The organism is Bacillus sp. FJAT-53060 (assembly GCF_037104745.1).
GTDB lineage: Bacteria > Bacillota > Bacilli > Bacillales > Bacillaceae > Bacillus > Bacillus stratosphericus_B.
On sequence record NZ_JBAWSW010000004.1, the window covers coordinates 74,015 to 98,313 of the forward strand.

The following is a 24,299-nucleotide window of genomic DNA, read 5'->3' on the forward strand; positions in this document are numbered from 1 at the left end:
GCGGAGCACAGTGTTTTTTATTTCCGAAGAAATTTTGTTTGATCATCATCTTTTGTATGAATTTTCCATATAGGTGAAACAGCTTTCCCTTGGAAACGATCTTTTGCGACAGTGTACCAATAATATTCTCGATTTGGCTTTAAGCCTTTCCACTCAAAGATTGCTTTTTTGCCGCTTTTCACACCTCTTGCTTCTCCTAGAAGGATGTTTGAATACACATTGAGTTCAAAGTAATTGGTTTTAACGGATTTCATTTTTGGTGTCAAATCCACATCAATTGAAAACTCATCCTGATCTCCATATGTTTTAGGATCATAGAAATGCTCTTGATTCAGGTAGGGTGAGTATGTTGTAAGATGAAGTTGATTTTTTTCTTGATCTGCTGTAATCAATCGCATAAACCCTTGTCCACCTTCTGGACCCGACTGATAATCAGCAAGAATTTGATATACTTTCCGGTCAACTTTTCCATCATGGTCATCGTCAAGCTCATCTACTTTCCTGCTGGCTCCATGGTAGTGGCCGCTAAATACTGCCACAATATTTGGGTGACGTTTCACCACTTGGTGGAAGATAAGGTCGCCAATCGGGCTTCGATTGCCACTCACTAACAAATACTCATGAAAGTTTAAAATGACGATACGATCTGGATGCTCAGAAATCACTCTATTTAACCAATCGATTTCTGCTTGCTTAATCCCCCAGCCCATATATACCATCATATAATCATTCCCCCCAGCAGAGATGAGATCATAATGCCCTTTATTGTTTTGATAGGATTCACCATAGTAAGGTTTTTCTGCAAATCGTTTGGCACCGAAGTATTTCCCATATTCCGCATAAAAACCGTCTTTGTGTCTAACATCATGATTTCCTGCCAATACGCCATACGGGATATGATGCTCATCTAACACTCGCATAAATGTATCCGCACGATTCCACTGCTTATCCTTTGAATCATCCACAATATCGCCAGTATGGAACACATACTGAATGTTTAACTGATCCCTTTGATCTCTAATCCACTCGACCATTTGTTTGAAGATATGAGGATAGCTTTTAGCATAATATTGTGTATCAGACATCCATACCATTTTATAAGGCTTTTGGGTCTTGCTGATTTCATCTTGTACGAGCAACTCAAACGTCTGGTTCTTCATGTACTGTCTGACCGACAGCAACCCTTTAAGGTAAAATTCTTTTTGATCCTTAGCAAAGTGATGAATGATTTTATCCCACTTTTCCTGCTGATGATTCCAAGCGTACATCGTCACCTTTCTCCCTGACAATGAGCTTCCTTTCCACACAGCCTCGACGACATCTTTCTCACGTACGTGATGATGAACCTTGATTTGAAAACGATGATAAGGAAAACGCTGTAAATCCTTCGTTTCGACGGCCTTACCATCAGCAAATGCAATGCGATTTCTTTCACGTTCAGAAAAGACCACTTCTCCTCTTTGGTTAAGTGCCTTTGGCGGTTCGGTCTCTGCTGCATATTTAAAGATCTTCATTGATGGATGCAAAGAGGTGTATTGATAGGCACGATAAAATGAGTAATCTAACTTATCATTTGTTGGATCCTTTGTTAAAACCGTTTGCTTAGATGATTCCATTTTTGTCTTATCTGCTATGCGTTCTGGTGTCTCAGGATGCTCATGTACCGTCTTGAATTCTTTTTTTAGTGTCGATTTGTTCCCCGCGGCATCTTTTGCTTTTATTGTAAACGTGTGCTGCCCAGGAGTTAATTCGCTAGAAGACGTCTTATATGGCAGAGAAATCGGTTTTCCATCTAAGAATGTGCGAATATCCTCTATGTCACTCCAACGATCCGTGACTTTTGCCTTTAATGTAAAGGCTCCTTTATATTGGTCATTTGCTTGTATGTTTGTTTTGATTTTCGGACCTGTATTATCAACTTTCACATGTACAGATACATGCTCGTCGGCTGTTTTGGCTTGAATAAGATGCGAGCCTTCTTTCATCCTTCTTGTATCCAACTGAATATAGGTTGAAACGTATGCTTGTTTCGGAATTTGAAATTGAAATGCTTTTACCTTTTTGGCATGACTACCATCACCCATCTTCCATTCTTTTTGTGGTTTATCATTTAATGGAATGATTTGTGTTCCGTTTGATAGGATCAATCTGACATTTTTCAATTCAAAATCATCGTGATTCTCTCCTGGCAAGCGATCAAACGGTGAAGACTTCGTTCCAGCATGGAAAGAAATCGTTTGTGGGCCTGCCTTTTTCAAGACTTCTTCTGGTATTGGTATTGTATAGGTCCGATACACTTTTGTCGAATCATCAAAAATAGAAAGTAAGTGCTTACCTATAGACACACCATTTTTAAAATATAAATTTGTTCCTTTGACATCAAATGAGACATATGGATCTGCTTCAAGGGCCGAAAAGGTTTGTCGAACTCGCTTTTTATCTACCGTCAAATGAATGGTTTTCTTTCGATCTGATGTGGCCTTTAATGCAAATAACCCTGAAACCGTATCTCCCTCTTCTACATTGAAACGAAGACCATGGGCCTTGCTGACTTGCTCTACATCAATCGTTTTTTTCATTGTTATTGATCCATTTTCGCCGTCTGACGCTTCAAGTTGATATTCTAATTGTTCTTTCCCAATCAACTCCGGTGAATAAATAATGTGATGGAACAGTCGGTCGTTATGATCTTTTTGAAGCAGAATCTCTTTAAAATCATCTTTGCGACTCGTTCGATAGCGCAGCTTGACGGTTTTGACGAACTGATCATCCTGTACATCCGCTTTAATTTCAATGCCTTCTGTTGGTTTTATCGGTTTCCGATCCGTCATATCTTCAATTACAGGTTTATGAATATCTCGTGAAATTTCTTTTTTCTCAGATGGAATTTGTGCTTTTAACACTTTTCCAGGTGTCGGCTCTTCTTCAATTTTCGAGATCAGCTTCATCTGAGGCGTTCCATCCATCGGATACTTGAACAGTAAGGATTTATGCTCGCTTAACAATGATGGCTTCAAACGAAATGCTGCTGAAGAGATCTCCTCACCTATATTCGTTGTGATGGAGACAAGACGAGATTTGGAGTTGGAAAGCCCCTTGCTTTCGATCACTGATAGATGCTCTCCCTCTTTTAATTGGGTTTTGTACGTGGCATTAAAATCGGCTACAGTTAAATGCTCCTGCTCTTTTTTTCTTAACCAGAAAACATAAGGCTTTCCAGGTGAAATCGTGACTGGATTAGCGTGAAATGAATAAACATCATCCATCTCGGTACCTTGTGTAGGATCACGGTAGCGCAGCTGATAATGCTGAAGAGAGATAGGGGCTTGTGTCGTGTTATAAACTTCTAAAAATTCAAATGCATCTTTGCTTTTTCGGTTTTTTGAATTGACGACAATTTCCGTGATGAATAAGTCGGGAATGTGTGAAAGGTCCTCTTCAAATCCGTCCAAGTGAACAGATTTTTCTGCGGTTTTGATCACAGATTTCTGTGTAAGAAACTCTGTATAGTAATAAACCGTTGAATTCCATAATTGATTTGGAGGAACTTTTGCTGTAAACTCTGGCTTCATTCCTGGTAACCGTTCCATAGGAATCAAGCGATATCCTAGTTCATCACTTTGTTTATAATACAAGTTTGCAGACAAGATTTGCTCTGACTGACTTATGGTTGCCCGAAACTGAAGATCATGGCTTTTTCCTTGAATCGGACGCACGTCTACATGAAATCGGTCAAAAATAAAAGGTGAAAAAGGCTTGTCTGGTATATTCACATGTGTTTGAATGAAGGGTCCTGCTGACGCAGGCTGACTGAAACAAAAAAAAATGATAAAAAAACATAAACACATCATTTGTCTACTTACGTTCACCATTTTACACCGCCTCCCTTTGAGTATTGTGTCTCTGGAAGGACGTTTTTATGACAGGAGAAAAAAACCGCTAGCTTTTTTTCGCTAACGGCTCCACGATTCCCTTTTGTATAAGCAGATGGAATACAGATAAAATGATAGCCATCCAAATGGCCGTTCCGAACCCAACAATGTTAAAGCTATCACCCATAAAGCTAGATGTCATCATCAGTGTGATGGCATTGATGACAAATAAGAACAATCCTAGTGAGATCACTGTCACTGGCAGCGTTAAAATAATTAAAAACGGCTTCACTAGAATATTGAGCAAGGACAAAATAATACTTGCCACAATGGCTGCCTCAAATCCTTCAACATACACACTACCTAGCCCTGGCAGAATGCCCGAATCAAAATATCCAGCAATGACGATTAAAAGTAATGCATTCACTAAAATACTGGCGATCCATCTAAGCATTTTTAGTGCCTTCTTCCGGAACAACAAAATACCAAATGAAGTAGATCAAAAAGATCGGCATAAATACTGTCATAAATCCGAGGATGACCGTTAAAACTCGAAGCAGTGATGCATCAACAGATAAGTATTCGGCAAGCCCACCAACAACGCCCGCTATTTTTTTATCTGTTGCTGAACGATAAAGCTTCTTCATGTAGAATCACTCCTTGTCTGATTGGTGCTTTACTTGTATAGAACCTGTTTTTGTTTCTGCAAAAATGGATAAACTGTGCTCTGCCTGTTGATTGGCTTTGATCATTTTCTCTTTTTGTAACGTTTCATTTTTCTCTTTAATCATATCTGCTTCAAGCAAATCGTGAGAGATAGACCCAAGATTGCTTTTCAGCTCTGCAATCAATCCACATGCACGCGGAATCTGGACGTCCACACTGCCTGTTGTGGTTTTCGCATAAATGGAACGGCACTTTTCGTCCGACAGCTGGACAGCAATGTTCCCGTTAAAGCTCTGGGCATCAATTGATTCACTTTTCCCACGCAGGTCAATGAGCCCATTGATGGTTTCTGCCTCGATCATACCACACTCATGATCAGCCAGTTTAATTTGTCCGTTTGCTGTTTCAATTCCGACCTTTTCTGCCTGTAACGAGGCAAAAGAGACAACGCCGTTTGTTGTTTTCGCAGCAAGTTCTTTTGTCATTAGCTTTTCCCCGCGAATTGGCCCATTAAACAGCTTGACCTTGATCTTATCGTATTGGATATGCGGTACATATAAGGTGACATTGACTTTCATCGTTTTCTTTTCGGTTCTAATAAAAAACTTATCCCCTTCAATTCCGCAATCCAATTGATTGAGAAATTGCTGTCTTGCCTGCTCTCCGTCCTCTGTCCGATAGATTTTCGCATGGCACTCTGCTCGGATATCTCCATCGTCCCAAGGCATCACATTAAGACTACCGTTGGCCAATTGAATTTCTAAATGAGACAGCGATGCGTCTTTAAATTGAAAAATGTGTTCAACATCGACTGACTGTCCAAAGTTCAAATCAAGATCGACATCTTTTACTTTTTTTACTGCAGAATCTAACCAGCCAAACAGCTTTGCCCCAAGATTCTCGGTGCCGTTTCCTTTGCTTTCTGCTCCAGTTTTTTCTTCATGAAAGTTATGGTCGGCTGTAGACTTCTCTAATGATACAGACTGGCTTTTTTCTAGCTTTTCTAACAGCGTAATTGCTTCTTTTGCTGATAAAGTCCCGTCTTCCACTAATTTTAAAATTCGTTCTTTCTCATTCATACAAAGCCCTCCTATGATTTGATAGATTGAAGTACTTTAATGCCTTGAATGATATTCCAAATAACAGAGATCAAAAAGCTAATGGCTACTAAAAATGACAAGATGAGCACCGTCATGACTGGAATAAGCGAATCACTCACTTGCGTTGCCAGTAAAAACGGAATGGCCCCAAAAATGAGAATACAACACGCTGCAACTGGAACCAGATGTGACCACAATGCCCGTTTCGCATGCCGTTTTGTTTCCTTCTGATCTACTACAAAATACGCCACAATCGGTACGATAAACGGCATAAAAAATACACTAAAATAACAAATAGATGCTATGATCGACTGATCTCTATTCATATATATTCGCTCCTTCATGACGAAAATTCCTTTCTTACTCATACGTTTATTGGTATAAAAAGTTTCAAATCATTCGATTTACATATGACCTTAGACACAAATTATTTCTTTTTCCCCCTAAGTGTAGATTCTTCACAGATTACCCTTTAAAATATGTTGAAAAGATGGTGATTATCATTATAGGGGGTAATTATTTTGACAGATCATCATATCTCTAACCACACGGCACAAATGCTTTTAGACCTTATACAGAAACAAAAAAGCATGAACAGCGATATGATCAAGGAGCTGGAGACGATTCATCCGTCTCATCCGAAATATGGTGATATTCGTTACTTAAAAGTACTGCTCGACAGCAGCAGCACCCATATCTTAAAGGATTTAACTCACTTAAGTAATTTAATACCTAAGGAAGATGTTCAATAAAAGGAAAAACCCTCTAGCAAGAGGGGTTTTCACTTATGATGATGTCACACTTTCTGTTTCTTGCAGCAATTGCTTCATTCGTTCGCGGTCACGTTCTAAAATAGGCTTCAAGTAATGACCTGTGTATGAAGCTTCTTCTTTTGCAATGTGCTCAGGTGTACCAGAGGCAATAATGGTTCCACCGCCTGCACCGCCTTCTGGTCCCAGATCAACGAGGTTATCAGCGGCCTTGATAATATCGAGGTTATGCTCAATGACCAGAACCGTATCCCCATTTTCGACCAAACGCTGTAGCACTTTTAATAAACGAGCAATATCATCCACATGAAGGCCTGTTGTGGGCTCGTCTAAAATATAGAGAGATCTACCGTTTGAACGACGGTGAAGCTCTGATGCCAATTTCACACGCTGCGCCTCTCCACCAGACAATGTCGTCGCAGGCTGACCAAGCGTAATATACCCTAGCCCAACATCAAAAATCGTTTGAAGTTTACGCTTAATTTTCGGTATATTCTCGAAAAATTGGAGTGCGTCCTCCACAGTCATTTCAAGGACATCGGCAATGTTTTTCCCTTTGTATGTGACCTCTAGTGTCTCACGGTTATAACGTTTTCCGTGACATACTTCACAAGGAACATACACATCAGGTAAAAAGTGCATTTCAATTTTAATGATTCCATCTCCACGACACGCCTCACAGCGGCCGCCTTTAACGTTAAAGCTAAATCTGCCCTTTTTATAGCCTCTGACCTTCGCTTCATTGGTTTGCGCAAAGATATCCCGGACATCATCAAACACACCTGTATACGTGACAGGATTAGATCTTGGCGTACGGCCAATTGGAGATTGGTCAATATCAATCACCTTATCTAAATGATCCATTCCTTTGATTTCTTTATGCTTTCCTGGTTTCGCCTTCGCTCTGTACAGTTTTTGCGCAAGTGACTTCAATAGGATTTCATTTACAAGCGTACTTTTCCCTGATCCAGACACACCGGTCACAGCTGTAAAAACGCCTAGAGGGAACTTCACATTGACATTTTTTAGGTTGTTTTCTTTAGCACCCTTTATTTCAATAAAGCGACCATCAGGCTTCCTTCTCTCAATCGGAAGCGGGATAAATTTCTCACCTGATAAGTATTGACCTGTCAAAGATTTCGGGTCCTTCATGACTTCTTCTGGCGTTCCAGCTGAAATCACTTCTCCTCCGTGAACTCCTGCTCCTGGTCCAATATCGATCAAATAATCAGCCGCAATCATTGTATCTTCATCATGCTCCACGACAATCAGCGTGTTCCCGATGTCACGCATGTTTTTCAACGTCCCAATCAAACGGTCATTATCACGTTGATGCAGGCCAATGGAAGGTTCGTCTAATATATAGAGAACGCCCGTCAGTCTTGACCCGATTTGAGTCGCCAAACGAATCCGCTGCGCCTCCCCGCCTGATAGTGTTCCAGCTGATCGGCTTAATGTCAGATAATCTAAACCCACATTATTTAAGAATGACAAGCGCTCTTTGATTTCACGTAAAATGAGCTGGGCAATCTGCAAATCTTTCTCCGATAACTCCATTTTTTCATAGAAATCAAGAGCATCAGATACAGACAAATCTGTGATTTCTCCGATGTGTTTGCCATTGATGAGAACAGCAAGCGTTTCTTTTTTCAGGCGATACCCTTTACATGTCGGACATGGCTGATTGGCCATAAATTTTTCCATTTGCTCACGGATATAATCAGAGCTGGTCTCCTTATACCGACGTTCAATGTTACGAAGAACACCTTCAAACTCAATTTCATTTTCACGTACCTGGCCAAAATCATTTTCATATTTAAAATAAATCAGCTCAGAGCCGCTGCCATATAAAATTTTGTCGAATAAATGCGATGGTATATCTTTTACTGGGATGTCCATGTCGATTCCATAGTGTGTACATACGGCCTCAAGAAGCTGCGGATAATATTGTGAGCTCTGCGGCTCCCATGGTGCAATGGCATGCTGACGTAAAGTTAAATCCTTATTATGAATGACCAGCTCCGGGTCTACTTCCAGCTTAGAACCGAGTCCATCACAGCTTGGGCAGGCACCGAAAGGACTATTAAACGAGAACATTCTCGGCTCAAGCTCACCAATAGAGAATCCGCAATGCGGACAAGCGTGATGTTCACTGAATAATAGCTCTTCTTGCTCAATCACATCAATGATCACCCTACCTTCACCTAGTCGAAGCGCAGTTTCAAGGGAATCAGACAGCCGAGCGGCGATCCCCTCTTTCACAACAATTCGGTCAATCACGACTTCAATCGAATGTTTCTTATTCTTTTCAAGCACGATATCTTCTGAAAGATCTTCCATCTCTCCATCGACTCTCACTCGAACATAGCCTTGCTTCCGAATCTGATCAATTACTTTGACATGTGTTCCTTTGCGGCCAGATACGACTGGCGCAAGCACTTGCAGCTTTGTTCTTTCTGGAAATTCTAAAATTTGATCTGTCATTTGCTCAATCGTTTGTGACGTAATTTCAATCCCGTGTATAGGGCAAATGGGTTTTCCCACTCTAGCATATAAGAGACGCAAGTAATCATAGATTTCAGTGACAGTTCCAACCGTTGATCTAGGGTTCCGGCTTGTCGTTTTTTGGTCAATACTAATCGCCGGAGAAAGACCTTCAATGGCATCTACATCTGGTTTGTCCATTTGACCGAGAAACTGGCGCGCATAGGCTGAAAGAGATTCAACGTACCTGCGCTGACCTTCTGCATAAATGGTATCAAAGGCAAGGGACGATTTACCTGAACCAGATAAACCCGTAATTACCACTAGCTGGTCACGCGGGATATTGACATCAATATTTTTAAGGTTGTGTGCTCTTGCACCTTTCACCTCTATTCGTTCCATAGCCATCAGGCAATCATCCTTCCGCTTTTAGCTCTAGCAATAGATCTCTTAATTCTGCTGCTTTTTCAAAATCAAGCGCTTTTGCTGCGTCTTTCATTTCCATCTCGACTTTTCCGATCACTTTTTCTCGTTCTTTTTTGCTCATTTTTGACAGCTTTGGTGCTGTTTTTGTTTCATATTCTTCCGATTCTTCATAAATTGTCGTTGCCTTAATGATATCTCGAATCTTCTTATGAATCGTTTGCGGAGTAATCCCAAATTTCTCGTTATAGGCTTCTTGCTGCTCTCGTCTTCGCTTCGTTTCTTGAATGGCAATATCCATTGATTTCGTCATATTGTCCGCATACATAATGACCCGGCCTTCTGCATTTCTCGCTGCACGGCCGATCGTCTGGATGAGAGATCTTTCAGAGCGTAAAAAGCCTTCTTTATCCGCATCTAAAATGGCCACGAGCGACACCTCTGGAATATCCAATCCTTCACGAAGAAGATTGATTCCGACGAGTACATCAAATTTACCGAGACGTAAATCACGGATAATCTCAATCCGCTCAAGAGTCTTAATTTCTGAATGCAAATAATTGACCTTAATCCCGATTTCTTTTAGGTAATCGGTGAGATCCTCAGACATTTTCTTTGTCAAAGTCGTCACAAGCACACGCTCATTTTTCTCAATACTCGCATGAATTTCTCCAATTAAGTCATCAATTTGTCCTTCGATCGGTCGAACTTCAATGATTGGATCAAGCAAACCAGTTGGGCGTATAATTTGTTCCACGACCTCTGGCGTTTTCTCAAGCTCATACGGTCCAGGCGTTGCGGATACATGCACAATATGTTTGATATGTTTTTCAAATTCATCAAAAGTGAGCGGTCTATTGTCAAGTGCTGATGGCAGACGGAATCCGTGATCAACCAACACTTGTTTTCTAGCTTGGTCACCGTTGTACATTGCGCGAATTTGCGGGATGGTGACGTGTGACTCATCGACAACAACCATAAAATCATCTGGGAAATAATCAAGCAGCGTGTAAGGTGTTGAACCAGGAGGACGTAACGTCAAATGTCTTGAATAGTTCTCGATTCCTGAACAAAAGCCCATCTCTCTCATCATCTCAAGGTCATATCTTGTCCGTTGCTCAAGACGTTGCGCTTCTAGCAATTTTCCGTTTTCACGAAGCTTTTCAAGCTGTTCCTCAAGCTCTTGTTCAATATTGATAATCGCTTTTTCCATTTTTTCTTCTCTTGTGACGAAGTGAGATGCGGGGAAAATAGCGACATGCTCACGATCACCGAGTATTTCTCCCGTCAGTGCATCCACTTCACGAATACGTTCAATTTCATCACCGAAAAACTCCACTCTGATACAATGCTCATCTCGTGAAGCAGGAAAAATTTCAACGACGTCACCTCGTACTCGAAAGGTTCCACGCTGAAAATCTATATCATTACGAGAATACTGAATATCCACAAGCTTACGCAGAAGCTGATTGCGTTCAATTTCCATATTAGTGCGCAAAGACAGCACAAGCTCTCGGTATTCCTCTGGCGAACCCAAACCATAAATACAGGACACGCTGGCAATGATGATGACATCTCTCCGCTCAAATAACGAGGATGTCGCGGAGTGTCTCAGCTTATCAATCTCGTCATTAATGCTGGCGTCCTTTTCAATAAATGTATCGGTTTGAGGAACATATGCCTCAGGCTGGTAATAATCATAGTAACTCACAAAATATTCGACAGCATTATCCGGAAAAAATGCCTTAAACTCGCTGTATAACTGACCGGCAAGTGTCTTGTTATGCGCAATGACAAGTGTCGGTTTGTTCACTTCTTTGATCAGGTTGGATACAGTAAAGGTCTTTCCCGTACCTGTTGCACCTAACAGCGTTTGATGCTGTTTCCCCTGATGGATTCCATCCACAAGCTTTTCAATCGCCTTAGGCTGATCTCCTCGGGGCTGATAGTTAGATACTAATTCAAAGCGGTCACTCACATCAAAGCCTCCGTTTCGTTACGAAATCTATCTAATAAATATATTATCATAAAAGTACACAAAAATACGAACTAAAGTTCGTGTTTTTTATTTCCAATACATTCATACCCTCTCTGCCTTGGCAAATAACCCTTTTAAGAAAACCTTCCTTTCAGTATGGAACATTTTAGAGGGAGATATTCGATTAGATGAAAGATCAAAAAAAAGAAAGCTGTGCTCACTAGAATCGTAAGCACAGCACGTGTTTGAAAAAAGTATACTTTTCGGCCTATCACAGATGATGACATCAATGATGTTTATCAGCCTTCTCTCTCTTTTCGATTTCTTTCTTAGCCATAAACAATGCCCCAGCCACTAAAGAAATAATATCTAATCCTACGATAAAGTAGGTTTCTGTATAGCCTTTCATATAAGAGGCAAATAAAAGCGCCGCTGTTAATGCAATGCCAACGTAATGATTATAGGTAACCTTTGAAAATAAAATAACAAGCAGGAAAGGAAAAACAAGTGCAAATATGGCTTTTGTAATCACAAAAACCCTCCCTCTACATGGTCTACCTTGATTATAGTAAAGATTGGCAAAATGAACAATTCACAGTTTTCGATTTCACTTTTTTTCTTCATCCATGATGAGAACTTCCCCTTTAAAACGATAGGTCTTTAGGTTCCTCTCATGAAAATGTGTGTGCATGTCTCAATAAAGTCTTCTTACTGAGTTAAAACGAGTTGGAAGTCTTGCTCTAGATGTTGTTTTAATAATAAATCCACATGGGAATGGCAGGCCGTGATTGTTTAATTTGATCCATTCACGCCTTTTGCTCCTGCAAGTGATACGGTTATTCAGCCGCATGAAATAAAACTGAATACATGGAAATGCCCCCTTATCCAAATAACCAATGGTTTGTTTGTCTATCTATTTTATAAAATGATAGTGGGCACTATCATTTTAAACATAGGATTTATTAGATGTATTGATTTTGGAGCTGTACTTGGACCTTTTATTGACTCGATCATCATTCAGAGGTTTGACTGGCATTCCATTTTCCTAGTGAATATCCCATTTTTGTTCCTAACACTTATGACAGGCGTTTTACTCATTAGCAGACACGTTTACAAGCAAATGTAGATATCATCGGTTCATTGTACTTTACTTAACCATCGGGATCGCCCCACTCATTCTGTTCACAAACAGCCAAGTATGGTTTTCTGGCATTGATCGTCACTCCTTTATTCTTCATACATGTATGAAAAATAAAGAATCCGATCATATACTTATCAACACTATTTAAAATTAGTCCTTATACAAATGCCAATCTTTCTATCATGCTATGCCATTTTGTCATGTATACCATTCTTCACATTATGCCTCTTTTCTCATTCACAAAGCGGTATCATTTTTTTTTATCTTTTCACTCTGCATGTCGATTAGTGGTTTGCTCGGGGCAAAGCTCCATCCGATCAAAGGCGCAAGCACATGATCCGATTTTCGCTTCTCTCCCTTATATTTAGGGCGGGGAAGCTTTAATTATTTTGATTACAGTAAGCTATGAGGGTCACTTTAATCAAACCATAAAATTCATCTTTTAAAGATGAAAAAATGTCATATATTCGAAAAAGAGATTTTAGCTACAAATCTCCCGCACTTCTCCACCTAAAATCTTTTTTTCATTTCTTCCAGCATAAATAACTTCGATTTTTTTTCACAATTTTTGTGGTATGCTTTTTGAAAATAGAGGACGTAAAGGAGCGAAAGGATGGAACGTGTAAAATATTTTTTGGTCTGTTTGATAGTGCTACTGTTTTCCTGTCAGGCTGCGGTAAAGAACAGCAATTTACGCCACCTGGCAGCTCTCAATCAATCGCTGTGATCTCTCAATTAAAAAAAGCATCCTTTTCAATTGTTGATTTACAAAAGAAGAAAATTGTTTCTTCAGTTGATTTAAAACACCCACTCACTGATCTTATTCAAATTAACAAAGACGTCATTATTGCAACAAGTAAAGAAGGGAAGTCTCTCATTGAAATCGACTTAAAAAAGGGAACAGCAACAGATTATATGGATGTGAATAAAGGGCTGACTACACTTACATATGATACTGCCTCTAACACCTTATTTGTAGCAGATTCGGAGAAGAATGTCGTTTATTTTATTGATACACAGCGTAAAAAAATAAAAGCGACCGTGAAGACCGACAAATTACCCTCTTCCATGACGCTATCTTCTTCAGGAACTTTGTTTGTTTTAAATGCAGAAAGTCATACAGTTTCAGTCATAGATATTGAAAAAGAAGAAAATATTCGTACGATTTCTGTGCTAGAACGGCCTTCTGGTATTCATTTTGATGGGCAGTCCATTTGGATCGGTGGACACGGAAAACCTGGCAGCTTAAATAAAAGCATTTTTGCTTATGATGCTAAAACTGGTAAACAGCAACGTGAAATCAAACTAGGCGTCATGCCGGTTGCATTTTTTTCTGAGAGAAATTCCTCTACTTTATATGTTCTATGTCATGGAGACCATACGCTCTACAAAGTAGATACCAAGACGGATAAGCAGCTCGCTTCTGTTGAAACTGGTCAAAATCCGAATTATATCGCCGCCGATACCTCATCCATATATGTGAGTAACTTAGATGACAATTCAGTATCCGTTATAGACAAACATACATTCATGATGAAAAACCGACTGAATGTCCCCTATGGGCCATATGCTATCATGTTGGAGGAAAAGAAATGAAAGATCAGATGCATATTTTAATAGTAGACGATGAGTTAGATATGATTGAGTTAATTGGCACCTTTTTGCAGAAACAGGGCTTTCACATTACCACTGCAAATAATGGAATGGATGCCTTACGTCAACTCGAAAAGGAACCCATTGACCTTGTTGTATTGGATATCATGATGCCTGACATGGATGGGTTTGAAGTCTGCCAGCACATTCGACAAACATCCCAAATTCCTATTTTGTTCTTAACAGCTAGAAGTTATGAGGAAGATCGAATTAGAGGGCTTGAAATTGGAGCAGATGACTACATTATGAAGCCTTTTAGCTTGCGTGAGCTTGCAGCAAGAATTGAAACGACCTTAAGAAGAATTAGAGGTCTTTCGCTAAAGCGCAGCCGAATGCTTATCGGTGACATGGAGATAGATCAAGACGGAAGACAAGTTTATCTCCATCAAGAGCCTGTTAATTTAACAAGAAGAGAATATGATTTACTCATGTTTCTTCTGTTCAATCAACGCCAAGTGTTTTCCCGTGAACAGCTCTATCAAAAATTGTGGGAATCCCACTCCCCCATTGGCTCTTTGAGAACAGTCGATACACATATTAAAACACTACGACTAAAATTAAAGGGAGCGGAACGACATATTAAGACCGTTTGGGGTGTCGGCTATAAGTTTGAGGAGGAAGAATGAAGCCTTTATCCATTAAAAAGAAAGTACTCTTTTTAATCCTTGCTGTGATCGGAATAGTTGCAGCCTCAGCTCTTGCACTGACCTATTACTTATACGAGCATTTATATATTGATAAACAGATCGACTCTTTAAGTTTACAAGGAAAAAAGTTAGCAGAAATCTATCATAAACACGGTAAAGACACGTTTTTTACAGATAGAATGAAATGGGCAAATGAGTCAAGTCAAGCGAACATTATTTTTACAGATGACCCAATGGAGCTTTCAAGTGGTATTCCTTTTGATACGAACACAAACGATAACCTCATCACCTTCAAGGAACGCCAAAAGCTACTCCAAGGGAAAACAGTCGTGTTAATTAGGGAGCACCCGCAGTTTCATCAGGATATTCTCGGTATTGCCATCCCTGTTTTCTCAAACAAAGAAGATCTGTCGGGGACGATTTTTCTTTCTATGCCTTTATCTGATGTTTATGAACCGTTTGCCCAAATTAGGCTCACACTTATCCTATTCATTTTATGTATCCTGCTGCTGATTTTCTTTATCGGTTATAAAAGCTCCAATAAAATCGTGAGGACGATTAATAAAATGAAAGAAATTGCAATGGAAATGGAATCTGGTGATTTTTCAAAACGCATGGCTGTGACCAAAAAAGGGGATGAATTAAATCAACTTAGTCGTTCCTTTAATAAGCTTTCTTCTACCCTAGAAAAGGTTGAACAGCACCGCAGGGAGTTTCTTGCTAACGTCTCTCACGAACTTAGGACTCCTTTAAGTTATATGAAAGGATATGCAGAAGGCATAGAAGAGGGCATCATTGATCAAAAGAAAGGAATGCAAATCATCCAAGATGAGGCCACACGTTTAAGCCGGCTTGTTCACGATCTTTTAGACCTTGCACAGCTAGAGGGTGATTCTTATCCACTGTCATCGGATCCAATCGTCTTTGCCCAGCTCATCCATGATGTTTTAGATCAAGTAGCATTCATCGCCAGTCAAAAAGGAATTTCTCTCAAACGGAATCTTGAAGAGGATTGTATTATTTATGGTGATAGCGATCGGCTTCAACAAGTGGTTCGTAATTTGCTAGACAATGCCATTCACTACACTCCATCTGGGAAATCGATTTCGATTGAATTACATGTTCATCAAAACACTTCTGAATTGAGAGTAACAGATGAGGGCAAAGGGATACCAAAAGAAGATCTTCCGCATGTATCTGAGCGATTTTATCGAGTAAATAAGGCACGAACGAGAAAAGATGGTGGCTCTGGACTTGGACTAGCCATTGTCTATCAAATTATAAAAAAACATCATGGCACCTTTGATGTTCAATCTGATCCTGGACTAGGTACGACGGCCATTATTCAACTGCCAAACGCTTCATTCAGCGAAAGTTTGCCAACTGAATAGCAGTCTTTTCATAAAATCTTTTCCGAACCTCACTATTCCCTAGCATATGTCTATGCTTAAAACAGCTCTTTTTAACAAGGGCTGTTTTTATTTCCCTGAAAAATTTTCATATTGATCATATCTTCCATCTTAAACATTTAACACATTTGGAAAGAAGATACGGTGGTTGGAGCATTCACTAACTTCTCTTGGAGATACATTAAAGCCCATCATCTTCGCCATGCGTGAATGGGGGCGAGTAATATGGAAAAAACACGTACAAAAGAAAAAAGCTGCCATCTCTAGCAGCTTTTTTAAGATGAAATCGCCGTTTGTTCTTGCTGTGGATCATCCTTCACAAACAGAATACCAAGCTGATGATGCTCCCCTTCGTAAGAAGCGCGTTTCTCAAATCTTGTTTGACCATTTAAGCCAATGATTTCAAGCTTTGTCAAAGCACGGTTGGTTTGTAGTGCTTCATAAAATTCTGAAACGGTTTTAACCTCAATTCCATTCACCTTTGTAATAATTTCTCCGATTTCAAGCTTCAAATCGGCTGCGGGTGTATTTGGAATAATGCCAAGCACCATAAGCCCTTGATCCCGCTTAGAGAAGAAGAACGGCGCAGCATTGTCATTGACCCTCTGCTTCCATGAAAGGAAGGCTCTTCCGACAATCGCAATCACGACAGCTCCTAAGGCAATTGGCTCAAACCAAATACTTGCAGCACCTAGTAACGCAACAGCGAGTCCAAGCATGAGAATGCGACGTGCCGTAATTTGAATACTGACAATGGGCAGTGACCCTTGAATCCGCTGGCCAAAGCCGATGATATATGGAATACAAATAAATGAAAAGCTTTGATCGTGCACTTGAAGCACTGGCCACCATGGCAGAAAAGATGTAAATTCACCTGCCGGCATTAGTAAAACAAGCGGTAAAAGCCACAGATGGTTTGCCCGCTGCTGGCCAATTAAAAGTCCTCTCGCACTCATCACCATTGCAGGCGATGTACGTAAATGCGCCGTTCGATATACTAGAATTCCTTCGGTCATTAATAGAAGCCCTAACAGGATGACAACGGCTGAAGCATTCATCATTGAGAGCTGCGGCAGCCAAGAATGACTCACTTGAAAATACATCAGTCCAAATGCCGCAATAAAACTGAAACCGAGTGTGTATGCAGACGAAAGCGCACTCGCCTTAAAGAATAAAGAGAAAACGATGGTCATCGCTGTAATCAGCACGATGAATCCAGGTGGGAGGGCAATCCCTAAGCCTACTGAAATGACGGATAGACATATTCCTAGAATCCACCCCTTTGAATATGTAAATTTTAGTTCATCGTAGACATCTTCTATTCTTGTTTGAAACGCTTTTCTCTCCCGCTTTACGCGGATGTAGCCATACAATAGACTGATTAATATCATGAAATAAAAAAGAGGATGGATTAAAAACAGACTGACCGCTTTTAATCCGGCTCCCATCCACTCCGAGCTCATTAACGTTCACCGCCCACGTCAAGCATTTTCTCTTATTCTATCAAATAAATCGATGCTTGACATCAGGTTTATTTCTCCTGATTCATCCAAAGTGTGACATTCGACAGTGAAAAATCTTTTAAATAGTGATTGACATCTACATCTAGTATGCCGCCGAGAAGCTGCATGGATCTCTTGATGTCGGTTAAGTTTATACCAAGTCTCTTATGATTATCCATTAAATAATTGAAGTATATCTCAGCACAGTCTTCATCAATTTCGTCGACTGATTCTACCGTTGTGTAATTCACCAAATACCTGCTTAACAGCATGAGCAGACTTAATGCCTTTGTAGCAGAAAATGTCACACCTTTCGTACGACTCTTAAGCTCCTCTACCAACTCGTAATATTTTTTCTCTCTCACAATACTTGCCCTTTTCAATTGTGTACCCCCATTTACTAGTTCTTTTAAGAAAAGCGCAAACCTCGGTACAGCTTAATGCTCAAGCTGAATATCCGCAAAAAATAAAATATTAAAATGAGTGCTACTTTTAATTGTAAGAATTATTTATGTAACATACAACTTTCAAAAGTTTCATTTTCATGACATGTTTAAATCAACAGAAAGTCTCTTATATAAATATGTTATCGGGTAAATTCGAAAGAATGTTATGTTTTTTGTAAAATAAATGAATATATTTCTCGATATAATTTATTTTTAAGAATAAATTATTACATGTTCGTGACACTTATGAACCGAAAAAAGAGGCAATTATTCGCCTCTTTATTTTTTGAGATATAGTGCTTTTAGTGCAGTTTGCAACTGAAGATCATTTTTTTCATAGGATTTCACTTCATCGACCATTTTGTTCATCATTTTTGCTGTCTTCAAATCAATGACGCCTGATTTATCAAGATTGTATGTGCTTTGAAAAGCGAGTACGGCATTTTCCGTTTCTTGATCAAAATACCCATCTACTCTGCCAGGGTCAAATGACAATCCCTTTAAAAGCGTCTGCGCTTGTCTAACCTCTTCATTGTTCATATCAAGCTGAAGTGGTTCTTTTAACTGGAGCGGACCGACGGTAAAGTAATCTGGCTGATGAATGGCAATGGTGGGCACGACGCCTTTCTTGTGAATCCAATTCCCTTTTGGTGTCAGCCACTTATATAGTGTTAATTTGATGTTACTTCCATCTCCCATCGGGACCGCCTGCTGCACAGTTCCCTTTCCAAAGGAGACGTCACCTACAACTTCATACTTTCCTGCTTCTTTCATTGCACCGGCAAGAATCTCAGAAGCGGATGCACTTCCTTTATCAATCAAAATATTGACAGGATAAGGTTTCTGTTCTTTCCGTTTTGAGAAATATCGTTTCCGGTCCCCGTTCCGTTCTGCGATCTGAATATAGGGCTGATCCTTTGTAATAAAATGTTTCAAAATGTCTTCCACACTTTGTAGATAACCGCCAGGATTCCCTCTCACATCCAGTACAAGACCTTCTATGCCCTTTTTCTCGAGCTTATTCAGGCTTGAAGTGAAATCCTTCGCAGTATCTTCAGAAAAGCTAGAGATCGCAATATAGCCCGTTTTATGGCCATTTACCTCTTTCATAGAGGAAGTCACCGTTTCAAGCGGGATTTCTTCTCGTTTGATATGGAAGGTTAACTCCTTTTCAATCCCATTTCGTCTGATTTTCATGGCGACAGACGTTCCTTTTTTTCCTCTTATTTTAAGCACAGCATCGTTTAGGCTTTTTTCTTTCATCGGCTCACCATCAATGCTGATAATTTCATCCTTCGGCTTAAGACCAGCCTTCGCCGCAGGGGATTTTTTAAAGGCAGAGACGATAATGATCTTTCCTTCATCCATCCCAACTTCTGCACCAATTCCCTCAAAAGAGGAATCAAGCGAATCAGAAAATTGCTTTGCGGTTTGCTTGTCCATGTATACAGAGTAAGGATCATTTAAAGTCGAAAGCATTCCTTGAATGGCGCCTTCTAGCAGCTTTTGACGATCCACTTCCTCTACATATTCATTTGAAATGAGATCATAGGCTTTCTCAATTTTCTCCATTCCATTTTCTTTGGCCCGATCACTAGATTGAGCTAGTCCAGTCATTGTAGCTACTGCCTTCGTTGATTCCGCATGAGTCCCCTCTTTTTGTGTCATAACCCCTGCACTTATTAATAGGACGACAATTACCATTATGGATGTGACTTGTTTTTTCATATTTGGCCTCCTTCTTCAACTCTTCCTGTGACCTGAGTTATTATATGCCAGAAGGAGGGATTTCATGTAAAAACATTCTCCCGTAAAGGCTCGACTATTATTTCATTAGGTGTCATTTTTTATTTTGTTATGATCAAGAAGGAGTCTTCCTATGTATATTATATTGATGATGCTTTTATTAGGAATTTTATTAGGGTTTGTAGGAGCTGGCGGGGCTGGTTGTGTCATCGCATTGCTTACGTTAATATTTGATGTACTTATCCACAGTACTCGGGATATCTTTAGCTGCTATGGCATTTACGACTTGGAAAGCCTGCACTATTTAACAGCCGGTATGCTCTTTTTATCTGCTGTTTTTATGATGATAAATTGTTTGTCATAAATGAAGAAGCTGAGCAGCAGCCGCTTTCTTCACGTCAATTGTTGATAAGGGGCATTATTTTAGGTCTTGTATCAGGTATGCTGTCAGGCATGTTCGGTATTGGGTCAGCACCATTTATTCAAGTGGGGCTTTTATTGGCGCAAAATTTACACGCGTTGCACCGAAGCTCTTATTAAAATCCACCGTGCTTTTAACACCTATTATTGCCGGATTACTGTTTTTATTTTAATCTAATCTCAATCGAAAAGCCGATAACATCATGTTAATGTTATCGGCTTTTTGTTAGCGGATATATGGGGCAGGATCGACCGCATTTGATTTTCCACCATTCCATAATCCTTTATGAAGTTCAAAATGAAGATGCTGGCCATACGATTGACCTGTGTTTCCCATGTATCCAAGGAATTGCCCTTGCTCGACTCTCTGTCCTGTTGAAACACTTCTTGTTGACAGGTGAGCGTATACCGTTTGATACGTCTGTCCATTGATATTGTGTGTAATAAATACAACATTTCCGTAGCTGGACGAGTAGCTTGAATTCGTGACTGTTCCAGATGCTGCTGCCACGACAGGTACGGTACCTTTTGCTGCAATATCTAATCCGTAGTGCTGTCCGCCAGAACGTCGGCCGAAGCCTGAGGAGAATCTTCCTGCAGCTGGTTTAATGAAACCTGAGCTGCTTTTTGGTGTATCAGACACTTGATCCGAAGAGCCACCACCATTTGATGCAGGTGCATTTTTCTCAGCCGCTGCTTGTTTTGCTTTCTTGGCTTCTTCCTTTTGACGACGTGCTTCCTCATATTTCACAGCCGCTTTTTGATTCGCTAGAATTTCTTTTTCATTTTCAAGCTTACCTAGTTCATCATGTGCATGTTCTTTTTCCTCTGTTACATGACCCAGAACTTTTCCTTTTTCTTTTTGCTGCTTAGATAGGTCTTTTTTCAGCACTTCAAGCTCTTTCAGAGATGTTTCAAGTCCACTTAGCTGTTTATTTAGCTCTGCTTCTTTTTGCTCCACTAGCTTTAAATCATTTTCTTGTTCTGTAATCATGTCTTTATCTGCCTCGACAATTGTTGTAACAGCTCCAACACGACTCACAAAATCACTAAAGCTGCGAGCACCTAGCAGCACATCTAAATAGTTGATCGTACCGCCACTTTTTTGCATTGATCGAATTCGGTCTTTGAAAATCTCTTTTCTTTTTTCAATACGTTCATTGATGACTTGAATGTCTTTTTTCAGTTTTTTGATCTCTTTTTTGGTTTGTTTGACTTCTTTTTCTTTTGCAGCGACCTTTTTAGTTATATCACTTACCTTTTGGTCAATCTTTTCAATCTCTTGTTTAAGCTTTGTTTCTTTCTTTTCAAGCTTTGCAAGCTCTGATTTCTTTTTTTTCAGGGTTGAGTCAGTCTTCGATGTTTTCTCTTCGATTTGTTCACGTTTTTGATCTAGGTCTTCGTATGCGAATGCACGATTTTCATTTTCTGGAGTGTATAGCCACGTTGTTCCAATAAACGCTGCCATTCCAGCCATCATCAACTTTCTTTTCAAAACGATATTCCCCTCCCAGACAACTGTCGACATGAAGAGTCGACCGGGTGAATCGGATCAACCGGTCACATCTTCTATTAGAATCCTCGAAGGCTGCCATCAAAATTATACTTTTAAGAATTTACGGATGGACGTTAAGCTTCCCCACACACCAATGATTGCACCGATCAATAGAAGGATCAGTGATACTTGATAGACAAATGGATTATATGGAAGCATTGAAATAAATGAGCCTTGTACTCTCGGTGCCACCCAGCCCACAACATATTGATACGTGCTAAGCAATAGAGCGATCGGTATAATGGAACCAAATACACCAAGGAGTAATCCTTCGATGAAGAATGGCCAGCGGATAAACCAGTTCGTTGCACCTACTAGCTTCATAATCTCAATTTCTTTACGTCTAGCAAAAATTGTAATTTTAATCGTATTCGAGATTAAGAACATCGCTGTAAACAAAAGCCCTATAATGAGCGCAATGCCGACATTACGTGCCACTCCGACAACATTAAAGAGTCGGCTGACCTCTTCTTTCCCATAGGTCACCTTATACGTACCTTTTAAGTTTTCTAATTTTTTCGCTACTTTTGGTGTATCGTGAGGGTCTGTTGTTTTCACAATAAATGCATCGTTCAATGGATTTTCTTGATCAACAAGTCCCATGGATTGTCCATTTTCACCAAAGCTTTTAATCAGTGCTTTCAGTTCATCATCCTTTGATGAGTATTTCACATCACTGATTTCAGGAATCTTCTCAATTTCTGCTTTTAATTCATCCTGTTGCTTTTGATTTGCTGTTAATTCGATTAACACTTTGACTTCTACTTCTTTTTCAGCGTTCGATGCCATGTTATTCAAGTTGAGCATAATGACAAGAAAAACCCCAACTAAAATCAATGTGACAGTGACCGCACTAATTGATGCAAATGTCATCCACGTGTTTCTTCCAAGTGAACGGAAGCTCTCACGTAAATGTCGTGAGAGAGATTTAATCATAAATTCCGTACTCCCCTCTTGCTTCGTCACGCACAATCATACCATCTTCGATTGCGATGACGCGTTTCTTCATACTGTTTACAATTTCTTTATTGTGTGTCGCCATAACGACTGTTGTTCCTCGGTTATTAATCTCTTCCAGTGTCTTCATGATTTCCCATGATGTATCTGGATCAAGGTTTCCAGTAGGCTCGTCTGCAATGACAACCTCAGGACTATTGACGATTGATCTAGCGATAGACACACGTTGCTGTTCACCGCCAGACAGCTGGTCAGGAAATTGGCGCGCTTTGTGCTTTAATTGCACCAAATCGAGTACATCAAGCACTTTTTTCTTAATGATACTAGGCTGTTCACCAATGACTTCAAGCGCAAATGCCACATTCTCAAACACTGTAAGGGTTGGCAGCAGTTTAAAATCTTGGAATACTACGCCTATTTCTCTTCTCACATAAGGAATATCTTTCTCCTTAATCGAACCTAAATCTTTATTATTGATTAGGATTTTCCCTTTGGTTGGCTTCTCTTCACGATACATCATTTTGACGAAAGTGGATTTACCAGCACCACTGGGGCCAACAACATACACAAACTCTCCTGGATGGATAGAGACATTGATTCCATTGATCGCCTTTACGCCATTAGGATAAATCTTGTAGACTTCCTTCATTTCAATCATGTAATCACCTAATCTTTTGTTATTCGCTGCCAAACAGCTTATCATGATTTTGACACTTATCGTCAAAAAACGTTATGTATGATCACGCATACCCTTCGATACGCACAAGCAATTTATGTCCTTTTCATCCAAAAAGATGAAAAAATTGAATCGTCTAAATTTCAACAACTCCAATTATACGTCATGAATCGACGCAATGGTATTACATTTATATTTCAAAACTTATAAATAAAAGGTAAATAGAACAACCAAAACCGAAAATATTTTTAAATAAAATTTAAGATGATACGCTTCCCTACTATAAAAAAGTCTTTTTCTATATATAGAAAACAAAAACACCTTGTCGATTGGGACTGACCCCATAATATGAGACAAATAAAAACACCTTTAAGTTGAACATCGGGTATAGCATACCTGAAAACAATTTGGAGGTGTTTTTGTATGAAAAAAAGAGTAAGTTATCCGATTAGCGTAAAAGAAGAGGCCGTTCGAATGAAGTTAATAGGGATTCCAACAAAAGAAATCATGGACAAGCTAGGAATTAAGAATAGTACCCAAGTGAAGGTCCTTTCCCATATGAATATTGTTTCCCGACTGGTTGATGAAACCGATGGTGTTCACCACTGTCAGATGTTTGAGCTTGCAAGATTAACATTTTATCGTTGAAAAAAACAAGATCATCAGCCGAATCCAAAGCAGCAGAAACTAGTCCAGTTGATTTCATCACTCTGTAAATCACATCAATATACGTACGGTTATCGTAAAATCACAGCTCTACTACAAAAAGAAATGAAAATGAATCATAAGACGGTACAACGTATTATGCAAACCTACGGTTTACAGTGTCGTGTGAAAGTAAAAAAGCGTAAACA

The 24,299-nt window shown here is 39.7% G+C and carries 19 protein-coding genes and 2 pseudogenes; 7 read left to right on the plus strand and 14 right to left on the minus strand.

What is annotated here, in order from left to right; genetic code table 11:
- Positions 1–17: 17 nt before the first annotated feature.
- The 5 genes from WAX46_RS03380 to WAX46_RS03400 form a co-directional block, all read right to left on the minus strand.
- Complete coding sequence (locus tag WAX46_RS03380) at positions 18–3,872, minus strand: metallophosphoesterase (protein ID WP_336493353.1); 3,855 nt, start codon at positions 3,870–3,872, stop codon at positions 18–20.
- 67 nt (positions 3,873–3,939) lie between these two features.
- Positions 3,940–4,326, minus strand: a complete 387-nt coding sequence (locus WAX46_RS03385; protein ID WP_226567244.1) for a phage holin family protein — start codon at positions 4,324–4,326, stop codon at positions 3,940–3,942.
- Positions 4,319–4,519: a PspC domain-containing protein gene (locus WAX46_RS03390; protein ID WP_226567245.1), complete on the minus strand. Its 201-nt coding sequence runs from the start codon at positions 4,517–4,519 to the stop codon at positions 4,319–4,321. The genes WAX46_RS03385 and WAX46_RS03390 overlap by 8 nt, the downstream gene beginning before the upstream one ends.
- A 6-nt stretch (positions 4,520–4,525) precedes the next feature.
- A complete protein-coding gene (locus WAX46_RS03395; protein WP_226567246.1) occupies positions 4,526–5,617 on the minus strand; it encodes a DUF4097 family beta strand repeat-containing protein in 1,092 nt (363 codons plus the stop codon).
- 11 nt (positions 5,618–5,628) lie between these two features.
- The gene (locus WAX46_RS03400) at positions 5,629–5,964 is read right to left on the minus strand and encodes a hypothetical protein (RefSeq protein WP_226567247.1); all 336 of its coding nucleotides are present in this window, start codon (positions 5,962–5,964) and stop codon (positions 5,629–5,631) included.
- A 195-nt stretch (positions 5,965–6,159) separates the two neighbouring features.
- Here WAX46_RS03400 and WAX46_RS03405 point away from each other — a divergent pair, with 195 nt between their 5' ends.
- Entirely contained in the window at positions 6,160–6,390 is a 231-nt protein-coding gene (locus tag WAX46_RS03405; protein ID WP_226567248.1) for a hypothetical protein, read from the plus strand.
- Positions 6,391–6,423: 33 nt separating this feature from the next.
- On the opposite strand, the gene uvrA is transcribed toward WAX46_RS03405, so the two are convergent.
- From uvrA to WAX46_RS03420, 3 genes are all read right to left on the minus strand, one after another.
- Complete coding sequence (gene uvrA, locus WAX46_RS03410) at positions 6,424–9,300, minus strand: excinuclease ABC subunit UvrA (protein ID WP_336493354.1); 2,877 nt, start codon at positions 9,298–9,300, stop codon at positions 6,424–6,426.
- A 7-nt stretch (positions 9,301–9,307) separates the two neighbouring features.
- Positions 9,308–11,293 carry an excinuclease ABC subunit UvrB gene (gene uvrB / locus WAX46_RS03415; RefSeq protein ID WP_336493355.1) on the minus strand — a complete coding sequence of 662 codons (1,986 nt, stop codon included), beginning with the start codon at positions 11,291–11,293 and terminating at the stop codon, positions 9,308–9,310.
- Positions 11,294–11,579: 286 nt separating this feature from the next.
- Entirely contained in the window at positions 11,580–11,825 is a 246-nt protein-coding gene (locus WAX46_RS03420; RefSeq protein WP_226567251.1) for a CsbA family protein, read from the minus strand.
- A gap of 1,191 nt (positions 11,826–13,016) precedes the next feature.
- Here WAX46_RS03420 and WAX46_RS03425 point away from each other — a divergent pair.
- Genes WAX46_RS03425 through WAX46_RS03435 form a run of 3 tightly spaced genes read left to right on the plus strand, consistent with a single transcriptional unit; the run spans position 13,017 to position 16,125 of the window.
- A complete protein-coding gene (locus tag WAX46_RS03425) occupies positions 13,017–14,030 on the plus strand; it encodes a YncE family protein (RefSeq protein ID WP_336493356.1) in 1,014 nt (337 codons plus the stop codon).
- A complete protein-coding gene (locus tag WAX46_RS03430; protein WP_226567254.1) occupies positions 14,027–14,713 on the plus strand; it encodes a response regulator transcription factor in 687 nt (228 codons plus the stop codon). The genes WAX46_RS03425 and WAX46_RS03430 overlap by 4 nt, the downstream gene beginning before the upstream one ends.
- Complete coding sequence (locus WAX46_RS03435; RefSeq protein WP_226567255.1) at positions 14,710–16,125, plus strand: HAMP domain-containing sensor histidine kinase; 1,416 nt, start codon at positions 14,710–14,712, stop codon at positions 16,123–16,125. Before WAX46_RS03430 ends, WAX46_RS03435 begins: the two co-directional genes overlap by 4 nt.
- A 293-nt stretch (positions 16,126–16,418) precedes the next feature.
- Here the strand turns inward: WAX46_RS03435 and WAX46_RS03440 are convergent, their stop codons facing one another.
- The 3 genes from WAX46_RS03440 to ctpB form a co-directional block, all read right to left on the minus strand.
- Positions 16,419–17,606, minus strand: a complete 1,188-nt coding sequence (locus WAX46_RS03440) for a PDZ domain-containing protein (protein ID WP_226567256.1) — start codon at positions 17,604–17,606, stop codon at positions 16,419–16,421.
- 68 nt (positions 17,607–17,674) lie between these two features.
- The gene (locus tag WAX46_RS03445) at positions 17,675–18,028 is read right to left on the minus strand and encodes a swarming motility protein SwrAA (protein ID WP_226567257.1); all 354 of its coding nucleotides are present in this window, start codon (positions 18,026–18,028) and stop codon (positions 17,675–17,677) included.
- A gap of 342 nt (positions 18,029–18,370) precedes the next feature.
- Positions 18,371–19,819, minus strand: a complete 1,449-nt coding sequence (gene ctpB, locus WAX46_RS03450) for a carboxy-terminal processing protease CtpB (protein WP_336493357.1) — start codon at positions 19,817–19,819, stop codon at positions 18,371–18,373.
- Positions 19,820–19,970: 151 nt separating this feature from the next.
- Here ctpB and WAX46_RS03455 point away from each other — a divergent pair.
- Positions 19,971–20,430, plus strand: a pseudogene (locus WAX46_RS03455) (hypothetical protein).
- 53 nt (positions 20,431–20,483) lie between these two features.
- On the opposite strand, the gene WAX46_RS03460 reads toward WAX46_RS03455, so the two are convergent.
- The 3 genes from WAX46_RS03460 to ftsE all read right to left on the minus strand — a co-directional run bounded on the left by WAX46_RS03460 (position 20,484) and on the right by ftsE (position 23,427).
- The gene (locus WAX46_RS03460) at positions 20,484–21,752 is read right to left on the minus strand and encodes a murein hydrolase activator EnvC family protein (protein WP_226567259.1); all 1,269 of its coding nucleotides are present in this window, start codon (positions 21,750–21,752) and stop codon (positions 20,484–20,486) included.
- Positions 21,753–21,857: 105 nt separating this feature from the next.
- Positions 21,858–22,748, minus strand: a complete 891-nt coding sequence (gene ftsX, locus WAX46_RS03465) for a permease-like cell division protein FtsX (protein ID WP_226567260.1) — start codon at positions 22,746–22,748, stop codon at positions 21,858–21,860.
- Positions 22,741–23,427 (minus strand): cell division ATP-binding protein FtsE, encoded by a 687-nt coding sequence (gene ftsE, locus WAX46_RS03470; RefSeq protein WP_226567264.1) that lies wholly within the window; start codon positions 23,425–23,427, stop codon positions 22,741–22,743. The genes ftsX and ftsE overlap by 8 nt, the downstream gene beginning before the upstream one ends.
- A 441-nt stretch (positions 23,428–23,868) precedes the next feature.
- On the opposite strand from ftsE, the gene WAX46_RS03475 reads away from it, so the two are divergent.
- Positions 23,869–24,093: a hypothetical protein gene (locus tag WAX46_RS03475; protein WP_336493358.1), complete on the plus strand. Its 225-nt coding sequence runs from the start codon at positions 23,869–23,871 to the stop codon at positions 24,091–24,093.
- A gap of 42 nt (positions 24,094–24,135) precedes the next feature.
- A pseudogene (locus tag WAX46_RS15725) lies at positions 24,136–24,299 on the plus strand (IS3 family transposase); the annotation flags it as partial.

What these genes read in the sequence shown, in the direction of transcription:
- WAX46_RS03380 (WP_336493353.1), bottom strand. Translation starts at nt 3,872, where the DNA reads ATGGTGAACGTAAGTAGACAAATGATGTGTTTATGTTTTTTTATCATT.
- WAX46_RS03385 (WP_226567244.1), bottom strand. Translation starts at nt 4,326, where the DNA reads ATGCTTAGATGGATCGCCAGTATTTTAGTGAATGCATTACTTTTAATC.
- WAX46_RS03390 (WP_226567245.1), bottom strand. Translation starts at nt 4,519, where the DNA reads ATGAAGAAGCTTTATCGTTCAGCAACAGATAAAAAAATAGCGGGCGTT.
- WAX46_RS03395 (WP_226567246.1), bottom strand. Translation starts at nt 5,617, where the DNA reads ATGAATGAGAAAGAACGAATTTTAAAATTAGTGGAAGACGGGACTTTA.
- WAX46_RS03400 (WP_226567247.1), bottom strand. Translation starts at nt 5,964, where the DNA reads ATGAATAGAGATCAGTCGATCATAGCATCTATTTGTTATTTTAGTGTA.
- uvrA (WP_336493354.1), bottom strand. Translation starts at nt 9,300, where the DNA reads ATGGCTATGGAACGAATAGAGGTGAAAGGTGCAAGAGCACACAACCTT.
- WAX46_RS03430 (WP_226567254.1), top strand. Translation starts at nt 14,027, where the DNA reads ATGAAAGATCAGATGCATATTTTAATAGTAGACGATGAGTTAGATATG.
- WAX46_RS03435 (WP_226567255.1), top strand. Translation starts at nt 14,710, where the DNA reads ATGAAGCCTTTATCCATTAAAAAGAAAGTACTCTTTTTAATCCTTGCT.
- WAX46_RS03440 (WP_226567256.1), bottom strand. Translation starts at nt 17,606, where the DNA reads ATGAGCTCGGAGTGGATGGGAGCCGGATTAAAAGCGGTCAGTCTGTTT.
- ctpB (WP_336493357.1), bottom strand. Translation starts at nt 19,819, where the DNA reads ATGAAAAAACAAGTCACATCCATAATGGTAATTGTCGTCCTATTAATA.
- ftsX (WP_226567260.1), bottom strand. Translation starts at nt 22,748, where the DNA reads ATGATTAAATCTCTCTCACGACATTTACGTGAGAGCTTCCGTTCACTT.
- ftsE (WP_226567264.1), bottom strand. Translation starts at nt 23,427, where the DNA reads ATGATTGAAATGAAGGAAGTCTACAAGATTTATCCTAATGGCGTAAAG.
- WAX46_RS03475 (WP_336493358.1), top strand. Translation starts at nt 23,869, where the DNA reads ATGAAAAAAAGAGTAAGTTATCCGATTAGCGTAAAAGAAGAGGCCGTT.